At 32.3% G+C, this 14796-nt stretch carries 11 protein-coding genes; all 11 read left to right on the top strand.

Going from position 1 to position 14796, the window contains the following annotated elements:
- The first annotated feature begins 6 nt into the window (after window positions 1-6).
- Complete coding sequence (locus WG951_RS00660; RefSeq protein ID WP_211296702.1) at window positions 7-996, top strand: Gfo/Idh/MocA family protein; 990 nt, start codon at window positions 7-9, stop codon at window positions 994-996.
- Complete coding sequence (locus WG951_RS00665) at window positions 989-2350, top strand: family 43 glycosylhydrolase (protein ID WP_105048292.1); 1362 nt, start codon at window positions 989-991, stop codon at window positions 2348-2350. The genes WG951_RS00660 and WG951_RS00665 overlap by 8 nt, the downstream gene beginning before the upstream one ends.
- 15 nt (window positions 2351-2365) lie before the next feature.
- Window positions 2366-4636: a glycoside hydrolase family 3 N-terminal domain-containing protein gene (locus WG951_RS00670; protein WP_105048293.1), complete on the top strand. Its 2271-nt coding sequence runs from the start codon at window positions 2366-2368 to the stop codon at window positions 4634-4636.
- Between the two features lie 2 nt (window positions 4637-4638).
- Window positions 4639-5772, top strand: coding sequence for a glycoside hydrolase family 88/105 protein (locus WG951_RS00675; RefSeq protein ID WP_105048294.1), 1134 nt, complete (start codon window positions 4639-4641; stop codon window positions 5770-5772).
- Window positions 5773-5901: 129 nt separating this feature from the next.
- A complete protein-coding gene (gene rhaM / locus WG951_RS00680; protein ID WP_105048295.1) occupies window positions 5902-6219 on the top strand; it encodes an L-rhamnose mutarotase in 318 nt (105 codons plus the stop codon).
- Between the two features lie 129 nt (window positions 6220-6348).
- A complete protein-coding gene (locus WG951_RS00685) occupies window positions 6349-7350 on the top strand; it encodes a GntR family transcriptional regulator (RefSeq protein WP_105048296.1) in 1002 nt (333 codons plus the stop codon).
- Window positions 7351-7353: 3 nt separating this feature from the next.
- Window positions 7354-8838, top strand: a complete 1485-nt coding sequence (locus WG951_RS00690) for a xylulokinase (protein WP_105048297.1) — start codon at window positions 7354-7356, stop codon at window positions 8836-8838.
- Between the two features lie 161 nt (window positions 8839-8999).
- Complete coding sequence (xylA, locus tag WG951_RS00695) at window positions 9000-10316, top strand: xylose isomerase (RefSeq protein ID WP_105048298.1); 1317 nt, start codon at window positions 9000-9002, stop codon at window positions 10314-10316.
- An 80-nt stretch (window positions 10317-10396) separates the two neighbouring features.
- The gene (gene xylE, locus WG951_RS00700) at window positions 10397-11821 is read left to right on the top strand and encodes a D-xylose transporter XylE (RefSeq protein ID WP_105048299.1); all 1425 of its coding nucleotides are present in this window, start codon (window positions 10397-10399) and stop codon (window positions 11819-11821) included.
- An 80-nt stretch (window positions 11822-11901) separates the two neighbouring features.
- Window positions 11902-13938 (top strand): transketolase family protein, encoded by a 2037-nt coding sequence (locus WG951_RS00705; RefSeq protein ID WP_105048300.1) that lies wholly within the window; start codon window positions 11902-11904, stop codon window positions 13936-13938.
- Window positions 13939-13948: 10 nt separating this feature from the next.
- Complete coding sequence (fsa, locus tag WG951_RS00710) at window positions 13949-14602, top strand: fructose-6-phosphate aldolase (protein ID WP_105048301.1); 654 nt, start codon at window positions 13949-13951, stop codon at window positions 14600-14602.
- The last annotated feature ends 194 nt before the right edge of the window (window positions 14603-14796 follow it).

The raw sequence follows: 14796 nt of genomic DNA on the forward strand, positions 1-14796 counted from the left end.
ATAACAATGATGAAAAATAATGTTCATTGGGGAATCATTGGTTGCGGAGACGTTGCAGAGGTAAAGAGTGGACCTGCTTTTCAAAAGGCTAAAAATTCTTATTTATTAGCTGTAATGAGAAGAAATGAGGAAAAAGTAAAAGATTTTGCACAAAGACACCACGTTTCTAATTGGACTACAAATGCTTTAGATATAATTAATAGTAAAAATATAAATGCAGTTTATATTGCAACACCTCCTTCTACACATTTAGAATATGCCCTTAAAGCTTTAGAGGCAGGTAAAAATGTGTATTTAGAAAAACCAATGGTATTAAATTATGATGAAGCTAACACCCTTTTAGAGGCAACAAAGAAAGGAAACAATAAATTAACAGTAGCTCATTATCGTAGATGTTTACCTGTATTTATTGCCGTAAAAGAACTGCTAGAGTCTAATGTTATTGGAGCCGTTTCTACTGCCGAAATTACAATTAATCAAACAAAGGATGCATCTTTAATAGCCAAAACGGATGAAAACTGGAGAACAAACCCAGCAATTTCTGGAGGTGGATATTTTCATGATATTGCACCACATCAAATAGATTTAATGGTTCATTATTTTGGCGAAGTAGCGACTATTAATAGAGTTGATATTGAGCAAAATGTAAATATTCATGATGTTGTAAAAGGAACTCTTAAGTTTAAAAATGGAGTAAGTTTTAAAGGATGTTGGAATTTTGATGCCTTAGAAAATAAAGATAATTGCACTATTAAAGGAGAAAAAGGGAGCATCTCTTTTTCTTTTTATAAAGACGAGATAATTCTTTCTATTGATAAAAAAGAAAAGAAATATCAGTTTAAAAGTACCAAGCATGTACAACAACCCATGATAGAAAAAACGGTAGCGTATTTTTTAGAAAAAAATGAAAACCCTTGTTCTGTAAACCAAGCGGCAACAGTTACTAAAATTATGGATGTTTTTTGTGGAATAAATAAAAATGATCAGCATGTCTAAAAAAATATCAAACTTATTGGTTGTTTTAATGATTGCTTTTAATAGTTACTCGCAAAACCCAATTGTACCTAATAAAGGTTTAAACGATCCACATGTTCATATTTTTAATGATACTGCGTACGTTTATGCTTCTCACGACAAATCTATAGATAATAAGAAATTTGTGATGGAAGATTGGTGGATTTGGTCTTCACCAGATTTAGTAAATTGGAAAAAAGAAAGTGTTTTAAAACCAGAAGATACATATATTGGCAAACCCTTTTCTAGATGTTGGGCAACAGATGTAGCTTATAAAAACGGAAAATATTATTGGTATTTTTCTGAAGAAAATCAACAAACAGGTGTTGTTGTTGGTAATTCGCCTACAGGACCTTGGAAAGATGTTTTAGGAAAACCATTATTGTCATCAGAGTTAACACCTACAGATGAATACGACATGGCTATTTTAGAAGATAATGGTTCTCATTACATCGTTTTTGGTGTTTGGGATTATTACATAGCAAAACTAAATGATGATATGATTAGTTTGGCAGAAAAGCCTAAGAAAATTGAAATAATAAACCCAAGAGGCCCTTATAATTTAGATGGTAAAAATTTAAAAAAACCAACAGATGATAAACCTTTTATGCATAAATTTAATGGGAAATATTATTTGTCTTGGGGTGTTTTTTATGGAGTTTCAGACAATCCTTATGGCCCTTTTGATTGTAAAGGAACTATTTTAAATAAAGCAAGTTTTGCAAAGGGATATGATGCACCTACATGGCCAACGGGTTTTCAACAAGGAAGACATGGTTCTTTTTTTGAATGGCATAATCAAACTTATTTTGCTTATTGTGATATCAGTCAAACAGGAAATCGTTATTTTAGAGACACATTTATAAGTTACATTCATTATAAAGAAAATGGAGAAATAGCAACCATTAGAGTAGACGGAATTGGTGTTGCCAATTACAATGCAAATCAACCAAAAATAGAAGCTGAAGACTATTTTAAGTCTAAAGGATTTATAAAAAAAGAGATGAATAACGGTTTTGTTGTAGAAACTACTTCTAATAAAAGTTATTTAAATTTTCCTAATGTAAAAGGAGGAGACCAAGTGTCTCAATTAACTTTAAAAGTTGCTGCACCTGATGGAGGTTTATTTTCTATTGAAATTCGTAAAGATAAATTAGACGGACAATTGGTAAGTAAACGAGTTCTAAAACTGAATCCAAATAAAAATGATTTTGAAGATGTAGTATTTGATTTAAAATTACTGTCTGATACAGAGAATTTATATTTTTTGATAGACCAAAATGAACATAAAAAATTAAAAGTGGATTCTTTTCATTTTTTAAACAACAAAAATTAATAAATAATAGTAATAATGAAGAAAAGATTTGTTTTACCCTTAATTGCAATTAGTGTATTTTTTCAATCCTACGGTCAATCTACCATAGATACAAGTAAATATAAAGATGCATCACTGTCTGTAGAAGAACGTGTAGAAGCCTTATTACCTTTGTTATCTTTAGATGAAAAGGTAGCACAAATGAGGATTTTTCACGCTAATATTGGTGTTAAAGCTGATGATAAAGGAAATTTAAACCTTTCTAAAAAAGTTCTAAAAAAATTAGAATTAGGTATTGCGGGTATAAAAAACCCAGGAGAACATTTAGACGCTGTAGATGCAGCAAAATTTAACAATAAACTTCAAAAATATATCATTGAGCATAACAGATGGGGTATTCCTGCTCTTTTTGTTACAGAATCTTATAATGGTGTAGATGCAGAAGGCTGTACTATCTTTGGACGACCGTTAACATCTGCCGCTTCATTTAACCCAAGTTTGGTAAATAGAGTTTGGGATGTTGTTGGTAAAGAAGCAAGATTAAGAGGTATGCACATGTGCCACTCGCCAGAGGCGGATTTGGTTCGTGATCCTCGTTTTGGACGTATGAGTGAGGCTTTTGGAGAAGATACTTATCTAACAACTCAAATGGTAACCAATGCTATTAAAGGTGTACAAGGTAATTATGAAGGTTTAGGTAAAGGAACTCATATTGGTGCTGTAGCTAAACATTTTGCAGGTTACGGACAAGTGTTAGGAGGTACAAACTTTGCTGCAATAGAAATTTCGGAACGTACTTTAATCGATGAAATTTATCCGCCTTTTGAGGCTGCAGTAAAAGATGCTAAATCATTAGGTATTATGGCTTCTCATGGAGATTTAAATGGAGTAGCAAGTCACGGAAACCCAGCGTTACTTACTGGTGTTTTAAGAGATCAGTGGAATTTTAAAGGGTATGTAGTTTCAGATGCAAATGATATTGGTCGTTTACATTATTTTATGAAAGTAGCAGAAACTCCAGAAGCAGCTACTCAAATGGGGTTAGAGGCAGGAGTTGATATTGATTTGTATGCAGAAGATGCGTATGCTTTGTTACCAGAAATGGTAAAAAAGAACCCTGCATTAGAAAAGCTAATTGATAGATCGGTAAGACGTGTGTTACGTACTAAATTTATTTTAGGTTTATTTGATCAACCTTACATCAAAATAAAAGAAGTAAAAAAAGGAGTGAGAGCTAAATCTTCTTTAGAATTAGCTAAAGAGGCAGATTTAGAGTCTATTATTTTGTTAAAAAATAAAATGAACACTTTGCCTTTAGATAGTAAAAAAGCTACTAAAATAGCTTTATTAGGACCACTTGTTAAAGAAAATACACAGGCTATGTTTGAATCTGTGGTTGGAAATAAAATTAAGTTTTTAACAAAAAAAGGATTCAACCTTACAGATGGTAAAGGAGGAAATCCTAAATTATTAAATACGGATTCAGCAGTTATTGATGACATGGTTGCTTTAGCTAAACAAGCAGACGTTGCCGTTTTATTTGTAGGTGGAGATGAGTTTACCTCTAAAGAAGCTTTTTTTACCAATGCAATAGGAGATAGAGCAACTATAGACCCTGTGGGAGCACAAGATGAATTGGTAAAAAGAGTAAAAGCTTTAGGCAAACCAGTAATTGTAGTTTTAAAACACAGAAGAACCTTATCTATAAACACAATTTCTGAACAAGCAGATGCTATTTTAGATACTTGGGATTTAAGTGAATTTGGAGACCAATCTACAGCTAAAATTATTTTTGGAGAAGTTTCTCCTTCAGGTAAGTTACCTGTTACCGTTCCTAGATCAATTGGTCAATTACCATACCACTATAGTATGAAGGAAATTAATTATAAAAAAGGATATTTATTTTTAAAAGAAGGGCCTTTATATCCATTTGGATATGGTTTAAGCTATGCTTCTTTTGATTATTCTGATTTAAAAATATCTAATAATGAGATTACACCAACATCAGAAATAGAAGTAAGTGTTACCGTTAAAAATACTGGAAAAGTAAAAGCAAAAGAGGTAGTGCAAATGTATATAAAAGATCAAATAGGCTCTGTAACAAGACCAGATAAAGAATTAAAAGCATTTGATAAAATTGAATTAAATCCAGGAGAAAGTAAAGAAGTAACGTTTAAAGTAACTCCAGAAATGTTAGCATTTACAGGTATTAAAATGGAAAAAACTTTAGAGTCTGGAGATTATACATTAATGGTAGGTACATCTTCTAAAGAGTATTTAGAAACAACATTTAAATTAAAAAAATAAAGATGAATAAATCACTTTTAACATTATTTGCAGTTTTTACACTTATAAGCTGCTCGGTAGCACAAAAAACTGTTTCTTCAGAAGTTTTAAATAATGCAGAAATTAAAGCTTCTATGATAAAAGCTTTAGAATGGCAAGAAGCACATCCTATAATGGCAATTGCACCTTCTGATTGGACAAATGGGGCATATTATGTTGGTGTTGCCAGAGCACACAAAACAACCAAGGATATGATGTATATGGCCGCTTTAAAAAATCAAGGATATAATAATGATTGGAAACCTTATAAAAGAATCTATCATGCAGATGATATTGCTATTTCATACAGTTATTTGTATGTTGAAATGGCAGAGAAAAGAAGAAACTTTGTAGATCTAAATCCAACTAAAAAATTCTTAGATGAGCATTTATATCAATCAAATAAATGGAAAGAAGGAAAGTCTAAAGATATTAAGGGTGAAACCATTTTATGGTGGTGGTGTGATGCGTTATTTATGGCACCTCCGGTAATTAATTTATATGCAAAACAAACTAAAGATTTAAAATATTTAGATGCAATGCATAAATATTATATGGAAACTTACAATCGTTTATATAATAAAGAAGAGAATTTGTTTGCAAGAGATATGCGTTATGTTTGGTCTGGTTCTAAAAAGGATTTAAAAGAACCTAATGGAGAAAAAATATTTTGGTCTAGAGGAAATGGATGGGTGCTTGGAGGTTTAGCATTGTTATTAGATGATATGCCAAAAGATTATAAACATAGAGCTTTTTATGAGAATCTTTATATGGAAATGGCTGCTAAAATTTTAGCTATTCAGCCAGAAGATGGATTATGGAGAACGAGTTTATTGTGTCCAGAAACTTATAATCATGGTGAAGTAAGCGGAAGTGGTTTTTACACATTTGCTTTAGCTTGGGGTATTAACAATGGTCTTTTAAAAGAATCTAAATACTTACCAGCAGTTAAAAAAGCATGGACTGCTTTAATGGCATGTCAAAAAGAAGATGGTAAAATTGGTTGGGTGCAAAATATAGGTGCATCACCAGAGCCAGCAAGTACAGAAAGCTGGCAAAACTTTGGTACAGGAGCCTATTTATTAGCAGGTAGCGAGGTTTTAAAATTAAAAAATTAAAATTTAAAAAAAAAGATGCCTTATTTGTTCTCTTTATATATTCTTTAAAAACAAACAAGCAAATAAGGTGTCTAAGTCTTTTAATAAAACGATTAAGTTTTTGTTTTTAAAACAAATAAAAAAAATAAAATGAAAGAAAGGTTAGCTTTTAAAATGAAATTAAAAGAAGGTCAGAAAGAGGAGTATTATAAAAGGCATAATGCTATATGGCCAGAATTAAAACTTTTATTAAAACAAACCGGTATAAGTGAATATTCTATTTTTTTTGATGAAGAAAGCAACTCGCTTTTTGCATTTCAGAAAGTAGAATCAGGAGCAAGTTCTCAAGATTTATCAGAAAACCCTATTGTTAAAAAATGGTGGGATTATATGGCAGATATCATGGAGGTAAGATCAGATAATTCTCCAATATCAAAAGTATTAGAAGAGGTTTTTTATTTAGAATAATTTTTAAACAAGTTAACTGCTTGTAAAGTAGTTGTTTGTATGGTAGTTGTTTTTTTAATACCTTTACAGTACAGAACAGGATGGGTTAGAGCAAATGTATTTATAAATTTACAAACGTAACAGAACAGAATGGGCAGTAATAAAATTTCTTTAATAATAAAACATCAAGGAGATATTCCTAAATATCAACAATTAGTAAATGCAATTAATGATGCTATAGCCAAAAATCTTTTAAAGAAAGGAGAAGTTTTGCTTTCTGTTAATGCTGCCTGTAAATTATATAATTTATCTAGAGATACCGTATTTAAAGCATATACAATTTTAAAAGATAATGGTGTTGTAGACTCAGTACCAAATAAAGGATATTATGTTGCAAATGATACTAAAAAGGTATTGCTTTTATTAGATACATTTAAAGCTTATAAAGAAGTTTTATATCATTCGTTTGTAAATAACCTACCCAACAATGTAATTACCGATGTACAATTTCATCATTATAATATAGATAATTTTAAAACTATTTTAAATAGTTCTAAAGGTAAATATTATAAATACGTTGTAATGACTTTTGATCATGGTGATGTACCTGCTGTACTGTCAGATATAGAAGATGAAAAATTGTTACTAATAGATTGGAATGTACATTCTAACAGTAACAATAACTATGTGTTTCAAGACTTTGGAAAAGCTTTTTTTGATGCCTTAAAAAGTGCAGAAAATGTATTTAGAAAATATAAAGAAATTGTTTTTTTATATCCAACCTATACCTATCACTCCATAGAAACCATTACTTATTTTAAAAAATATTGCGAATTATTTCAGTTCAATTATATAGTGGTAACAGAACCTAGTTTGTTTAAAGTAGAAGAAGGGGTGGCTTATATAAGCACAAGTGATAGAATGTTGGGTATTTTTCTAGAACAATGTAGAGCTAAAGATTTAGAACCAGGAGTAAATGTTGGTTTTCTATCTTACAATGAAACGCCTATGAAAAAATTTATTTATAAAGGAATTTCAGTAATTTCAACCGACTTTAAAGAATTAGGTACCAAAGCAGCGGAATTTGTTATGCAAGAAAAACCAATGCAATATTATGTTCCAACTAAATTAACATTAAGAGAATCATTATAAATTATGTATTACTTAGGATTAGATATAGGAAGTTCTTCTATAAAAGCAGCATTAGTAGAAATAGCAACAGGAAAAAGTTTAGGAGTTGTACAAGAACCCAAAGAAGAAATGGGGATGTTTGCTCAGAAAAATGGTTGGGCAGAACAAAAACCAAACGATTGGTGGTTGCATATTTGCAACGCAATTACCAAGCTAAAAAAAGAATATAATATAAGCAGAACCCAAATAAAAGGGATTGGTATTGCATACCAAATGCACGGTTTGGTTATCGTAGATAAACAAGGAAATCCACTACGAAAAAGTATTATTTGGTGCGATAGTAGAGCCGTAGAAATTGGTCATAAAGCTTTTGCAGAAATTGGCGAAGAAAAATGTGCTTCGCATTTGTTAAACTCACCCGCAAATTTTACCGCATCAAAATTAAAATGGGTACAAGAAAATGAACCAGACATCTACAGTCAGATTTTCAAATTTATGTTGCCAGGAGATTATGTGGCGTATAAATTCTCAAATAAAATAAATACCACAATTTCTGGTTTATCAGAAGGTATCTTTTGGGATTTTAAAGAAAACACTGTTGCCGATTTTTTATTAGAATACTATGGAATCGATAAAAATTTGGTACCAGATATTGTAGACACTTTTGGCGTTCAATCTTTGGTAGATGAAAAAGGAGAAGCAGAAAGCGGAATTGCAGCCGGAACACCCATTTTCTACAGAGCAGGAGATCAACCCAATAACGCACTATCATTAAACGTTTTTAACCCTGGCGAAGTAGCTGCCACAGGCGGTACATCTGGAGTTGTGTATGCTGTAACCGATAATTTATCGGGTAAAGAAAGTACCCGAGTTAACAATTTTGCACACGTAAATTATGCTACAGAAAATAAAAGAATTGGTAAATTATTAAACATCAACGGAGCCGGAATTCAGTACCGATGGTTGTTAAATAACTTAGCCGTAGATTCTTATGAAGAGATGAATAACTTGGCATCAGAAATTCCTGTAGGATCAGATGGTGTTTGCTTAATTCCTTTTGGTAACGGAGCAGAACGCATGCTAAATAACAAAGAAATTGGAACACGAATTGTAAACATGAACCTAAATAACCATCACAAAGGGCACATGTGTAGAGCCGCATTAGAGGGCATTGCATTCTCATTTGTATACGGAATGGAAATCATGAAATCAGACGGCATAAAGCCAAGTGTTATTAGAGCAGGAAACGACAATTTATTCCGTTCAGAAATATTTGCAAATACCGTAGCAACCTTAATAGAGCAAGAAATAGAAATCTACAATACCACGGGTGCCATTGGTGCCGCACGAGCAGCAAATTTACACAAAGGAGATTTTGAAGCTTTTGGAAAAGCAATTATGGACAACGATCATGTAATGACTTTTATGCCTTTTAAAGATCAAAAACCGTATTTAGAAGCCTATAACAACTGGAAAAAAGAACTAGAACTCGTTTTAAAAAATCAATAAAAAAAAGAATGTTTAGGGCGTTCCCTAAAAAGGTCGGGCTTTACGCACTCGCTTTTTTTACTTAAAAAAGTAAAAAAGAGCTCAAACAGATGCTTCAATCCCTAACGCAACATCGCATAGTAAAATAATCAAACAAATAAACAATTAAATAATATTTAAAAATGGCAAATAAAGAATATTTTAAAGGAATCGAAAAAATTCAATTCGAAGGAAAAGAGTCAGACAATCCAATGGCTTTTAAATACTACAACCCAGATCAGGTAGTAGCAGGAAAAACAATGCGTGAGCATTTTAAATTTGCTATTGCATATTGGCATACATTCTGCGGACAAGGAGGAGATCCTTTTGGACCAGGAACACAAAATTTTGCTTGGGATCAATCATCAGACCCTATTCAAGCAGCAAAAGACAAAGCAGATGCTGCTTTTGAATTTATTAACAAAATGGGATTCGATTATTTCTGTTTTCATGATTACGATTTAGTACAAGAAGGCGCAACCTTTGCAGAATCAGAAGCAAGATTAAACACCATTACAGATTACATCAAAGGAAAACAAGCAGAAAGTGGTGTAAAATTATTATGGGGAACAGCCAACTGTTTTTCTAATCCACGTTATATGAATGGAGCTTCTACAAACCCAGATTTTAATGTAGTTGCCAGAGCAGGAGGTCAAGTAAAATTGGCTTTAGACGCTACCATTAAATTAGGTGGAGAGAATTATGTTTTTTGGGGAGGTAGAGAAGGTTACATGTCTTTATTAAACACAGACATGGGACGCGAATTAGACCACATGGGACAGTTTTTAACCATGGCAAGAGATTATGCAAGAGCACAAGGTTTTAAAGGAACTTTCTTTATAGAACCAAAACCAATGGAGCCAATGAAACATCAATACGATTTTGATTCAGCTACAGCTATTGGATTCTTAAAAGAATACGGTTTAGACAAAGATTTTAAAATGAACATTGAGGTAAACCACGCAACCTTGGCACAACACACAATGCAACACGAATTAGCAGTTGCAGCCAAAGCAGGCATGTTAGGAAGTATCGATGCAAACAGAGGAGATTACCAAAATGGTTGGGATACAGACCAGTTTCCAAACAACATACAAGAAACAACAGAAGCCATGTTAGTTTTCTTAGAAGCAGGAGGATTACAAGGAGGTGGAGTTAATTTTGATGCAAAAATCAGAAGAAACTCAACAGATATGGAAGATGTTTTTCACGCACATATTGGAGGAGCAGATACCTTTGCAAGAGCATTATTGACTGCAGATAAAATTATGACATCTTCTGCTTACAATTCTTTAAGAACACAAAGATATAGTTCTTTTGATGCAGGAAAAGGAAAAGACTTTGAAGCAGGTAAATTACAACTTTCAGACTTGTATAAAATAGCTCAAGAAAATGGAGAATTAAGTTTGCAAAGTGGTAAACAAGAATTGTTTGAAAACATCATCAATCAATATATTTAATAATATAAGGCCTTTTAGAAGTAATATTCTAAAAGGTCTTTTTTATAACATTTCAATAGCAATTAACTAAATACATATTTATGGCAAAATCAACAAATTCAGGATATCTTTTAAAACTTACTTTAGTAGCAACTTTAGGAGGTTTATTATTTGGGTATGACACAGGTGTAATTTCAGGAACCGTAGGTTCTTTAGATAGTTTTTTTGTCATCCCCAAAGGATTGTCAGAAACAGCAGCAAGTGCTTTTAAAGGCTTTTTAGTATCCAGTGCTTTAATTGGGTGTATTATTGGAGGAATCTTTGGAGGGGTAGTAAGTAAAAAATTAGGTAGAAAAAAAGGATTAATTTTAGCTGCAATTTTATTTTTAATATCAGCTTTAGGTTCTGCAATGCCAGAAATGTTTATTGGTACTTTAGGTGAGTTAGATCATACATACTCAACCATATTTATTGTGTATAGAATTATTGGAGGTATTGGAGTTGGTTTAGCATCTATGTTATCACCTCTTTATATTGCAGAAATTGCACCAGCAAAAAGTAGAGGTAAGTTGGTTTCTTTTAATCAGTTGGCTATCGTTGGTGGTTTTATGGTAGTTTATTTTGTAAACTATTTTATATCTAGAAGCGGTGGTTCAGACGATTGGTTAAATGAAATTGGCTGGAGATGGATGTTTGCATCAGAAGTTATTCCTGCAGGATTATTTTTGGGACTTTTATTTTTTGTTCCAGATACACCAAGATCTTTAGTATTAAGAAACAAACCAACAGAGGCTTTAGATGTTTTAATAAAAGTAAATGGTAAAGAAGAGGGAGATAGAGTTTTTGCAGAAATACAAGACTCTATGAATGATAAAACATCAGGAAACTTGTTGTCTTTTGGATGGTTGGTAATTATTATAGGTGTGGTATTATCTATTTTTCAGCAATTTGTTGGTATTAATGTTGTTTTGTACTACGCTCCAGAAATATTTAAAACCATTTCATCTGGTACAGATAGTGCCTTGTTAATGACTATTATTGTAGGTGTTGTAAACTTCTTATTTACCATTATTGCTGTAAAAACAGTAGATAAATATGGTAGAAAGCCATTAATGATTATTGGAGCTTTAGGTATGGCTGTAGCCATGTTATCTTTAGGTTTTGTCTTTTATGTTGGATCTACAGGGTATTTAGCACTGTTTTGTATGATGTTGTACGTTGCAAGTTTTGCAATGAGTTGGGGACCTGTAACTTGGGTGTTATTAGCAGAAATTTTTCCTAATAAAATTAGAGGAAAAGCATTAGCAATAGCAGTTGCAGCGCAATGGATTTCTAACTACTTAGTTTCTTTAACGTTTCCGATGATGAATGATAATTCTTATCTAACATCGCTTTTTAATCACGGATTTGCATATTGGGTTTATGGTATTATGAGCATTTTAGCAATGTTATTTATCTTAAAATTCATACCTGAAACTAAAGGTAAAACTTTAGAAGAAATGGAAGGTCTTTGGAAAAAAAAATAATAAAAAAATCAATTTAGAATAATTATTAAACCCAATTGATTTCAATATTTTCAATTGGGTTTATTTACAAATAAGTAATAATGAACAAGAAAATAGACCAACAAGCGGCTGATAATATTAGAGCTTTAGCAGTTGCAATGGTAGAAAAAGCAAACTCTGGGCATCCTGGAGGACCTATGGGAGGTGCAGATTTTATGCACATCTTATATTCAGAATTTTTTAATTTCGATCCTTCAGATATGACTTGGGCATTTAGAGATCGTTTTTTTATGGATGCAGGGCATTTATCAACTTTAATGTATGCGCAATACTACCTTTTAGGGAATTACAAGAAAGAAGATGTTGCAAACTTTAGACAATGGGGTTCAATTACTCCTGGGCATCCAGAAGTTGATGTTGCAAGAGGTATCGAAAATACATCAGGGCCTTTAGGACAAGGGCATACCATGGGAGTTGGTGCAGCAATTGCTGCAAAATTTTTACAAGCTCGTTTTGGTAACTGGATGGATCATAAAATTTATGGTTTTATTTCTGATGGAGGGGTTCAAGAAGAAATCTCACAAGGAGCAGGAAGAATTGCAGGTCATTTAGGATTGAACAATTTTATTATGTTCTACGATTCTAATGACATTCAATTATCTACGCCAACGGATGAAGTTACTACCGAAGATACAGCCATGAAGTACCAAGCTTGGGGCTGGAAAGTAGTTACTATTGATGGTCACAACCATGATGAAATTAGAAAAGCACTAAAAGATGCGAATGCCGAAACGGAAAAGCCAACCTTAATTATTGGTAAAACCATTATGGGTAAAGGTTGTGTAACATCCGAAGGAAAAACTTTTGAAGGTGAATGTGAGTTACACGGACAACCTATTGGAGCGTCAGGAGCAGATTATACTAAAACCTTATTAAATTTAGGAGCAAATCCTGAAGCGCCTTTTGATATTTATGATGATGTAAGTGAATTTTATCAGAATTTATTAGAGCGAAAAATAGCACAAGCAAGAGATAAAAAAGTAGATATTTCTATTTGGAGAGAAGCGAATCCTGAATTAGCAACAAAATTAGATTTCTTTTTATCAGGAGAATTACCAACCTTAGATTTTGAAGGTATAGCACATAAAGAAGGTTTGGCTACAAGAGCAGCTTCCTCTGGAGTATTAGCATATTTGGCTGAAAATGTAGAAAATATGATTGTTTCTTCTGCAGATTTATCAAATTCTGATAAAACAGATGGGTTCTTAAAGAAAACACATGCGCTTAAAAAAGGAGATTTTAGCGGATCCTTCTTACAAGCAGGTGTTGCAGAATTAACCATGTCTTGTATAGCAAACGGAATTGCGTTACACGGAGGAATCATTCCTGTGGTGGCAACATTTTTTGTGTTTTCAGATTATATGAAACCAGCGATTCGTTTAAGCGGAATTCAAGAATTGGGTGTAAAATATGTGTGGACACATGATGCTTTTAGAGTTGGAGAAGATGGGCCAACACATCAACCAGTAGAACAAGAAGCACAAATTCGTTTGTTAGAAAAATTGAAAAACCACAGTGGAAATCCAAGTTTCTTGGCTTTACGTCCTGCAGATTCTGCAGAAACCAGTGTGGCTTGGAAAATGGCTTTAGAAAATAAAAATACACCAACAGGATTAATTTTATCAAGACAAGGCATTAAAGATTTACCAGCTACTAAATCCTCAAGATATCAAGAAGCATTAGCCGCTGAAAAAGGTGGTTACTTGGTAAAAGAAGTAGAAAATCCTGATGTAGTTTTAATAGCAAACGGATCTGAAGTAGCAACATTAGTAGCTGCAGCAGCAATTTTAGAAGCAGAAAACGGATTGAAAGTAAATATTGCTTCGGTAATTTCTGAAGGAGTTTTTAGGTTACAATCTAAAGAATATCAGCAAAGTGTAATTCCTAAAAACAAACCATTATTTGGTTTAACAGCAGGTTTACCAGTAAATTTAGAAGGTTTAGTTGGTGATGCAGGAAAAGTGTTTGGTTTAGATCATTTTGGGTATTCTGCACCTGCAAACATCTTAGATGATAAATTTGGTTTTACAGGAGAAAAAGTAAGCAAAGAAGTATTAGCATATTTAAAAACAGTATAAAATTAGAAGTATGAAATTTTTTATAGATACAGCAAATTTAAATGATATTGCAGAAGCAGAAGCTTTAGGAGTTTTAGATGGAGTAACCACCAATCCATCTTTGATGGCAAAAGAGGGGATTACGGGAGCAGAAAATATTTTAAATCATTATAAAAAGATTTGTGATATTGTAGCAGGAGATGTTTCTGCAGAAGTAATTGCCACAGATTATGATGGAATGATTGAACAAGGAACAGAATTGGCAGCCTTACATCCACAAATTGTGGTAAAATTACCAATGATTGCAGACGGAGTAAAAGCATGTAAATACTTTTCTGATAAAGGAATTAAAACCAATGTAACTTTAGTTTTTTCTGCAGGACAAGCGTTGTTAGCGGCAAAAGCAGGTGCCACTTATGTTTCTCCGTTTTTAGGAAGATTAGATGATATTTCTACGGATGGATTGCATTTGATTAAAGAAATTAGACAAATTTATGATAACTACGGATTTAAAACTCAAATTTTAGCAGCATCTGTACGTAATACCATGCATGTTATTAATTGTGCAAAATTAGGTTCTGATGTAATGACAGGACCATTGTCTTCAATTACAGGTTTATTAAAGCATCCATTAACAGATAGTGGTTTGGCAAAGTTTTTAGAAGATTATAAAAAGGGGAATTAATGCTGTGAGTATTGTTATGAAGAAGGAAAAAAGGTAAATTCTATGTAGAGTTTACCTTTTTTTATTTAAAAAATAAGTTCCACTTTTATCAAAATAAAAAACAAGGATAAAATGTGGAGATTTGCTTATAATTAAAAATTAAATTTCACAAATATTATATTTAGGAAAAAATTAAGTTTAAATTTAAGAACTAA

The organism is Polaribacter butkevichii, from assembly GCF_038024105.1.
GTDB classification, from domain to species: Bacteria; Bacteroidota; Bacteroidia; order Flavobacteriales; family Flavobacteriaceae; genus Polaribacter; species Polaribacter butkevichii.

Coding starts and splice junctions, on each gene's coding strand:
- WG951_RS00665 (WP_105048292.1), top strand. CDS start 989: ATGTCTAAAAAAATATCAAACTTATTGGTTGTTTTAATGATTGCTTTT.
- WG951_RS00675 (WP_105048294.1), top strand. CDS start 4,639: ATGAATAAATCACTTTTAACATTATTTGCAGTTTTTACACTTATAAGC.
- xylE (WP_105048299.1), top strand. CDS start 10,397: ATGGCAAAATCAACAAATTCAGGATATCTTTTAAAACTTACTTTAGTA.
- WG951_RS00705 (WP_105048300.1), top strand. CDS start 11,902: ATGAACAAGAAAATAGACCAACAAGCGGCTGATAATATTAGAGCTTTA.
- fsa (WP_105048301.1), top strand. CDS start 13,949: ATGAAATTTTTTATAGATACAGCAAATTTAAATGATATTGCAGAAGCA.
- xylA (WP_105048298.1), top strand. CDS start 9,000: ATGGCAAATAAAGAATATTTTAAAGGAATCGAAAAAATTCAATTCGAA.
- WG951_RS00690 (WP_105048297.1), top strand. CDS start 7,354: ATGTATTACTTAGGATTAGATATAGGAAGTTCTTCTATAAAAGCAGCA.
- WG951_RS00670 (WP_105048293.1), top strand. CDS start 2,366: ATGAAGAAAAGATTTGTTTTACCCTTAATTGCAATTAGTGTATTTTTT.
- WG951_RS00685 (WP_105048296.1), top strand. CDS start 6,349: ATGGGCAGTAATAAAATTTCTTTAATAATAAAACATCAAGGAGATATT.
- WG951_RS00660 (WP_211296702.1), top strand. CDS start 7: ATGATGAAAAATAATGTTCATTGGGGAATCATTGGTTGCGGAGACGTT.
- rhaM (WP_105048295.1), top strand. CDS start 5,902: ATGAAAGAAAGGTTAGCTTTTAAAATGAAATTAAAAGAAGGTCAGAAA.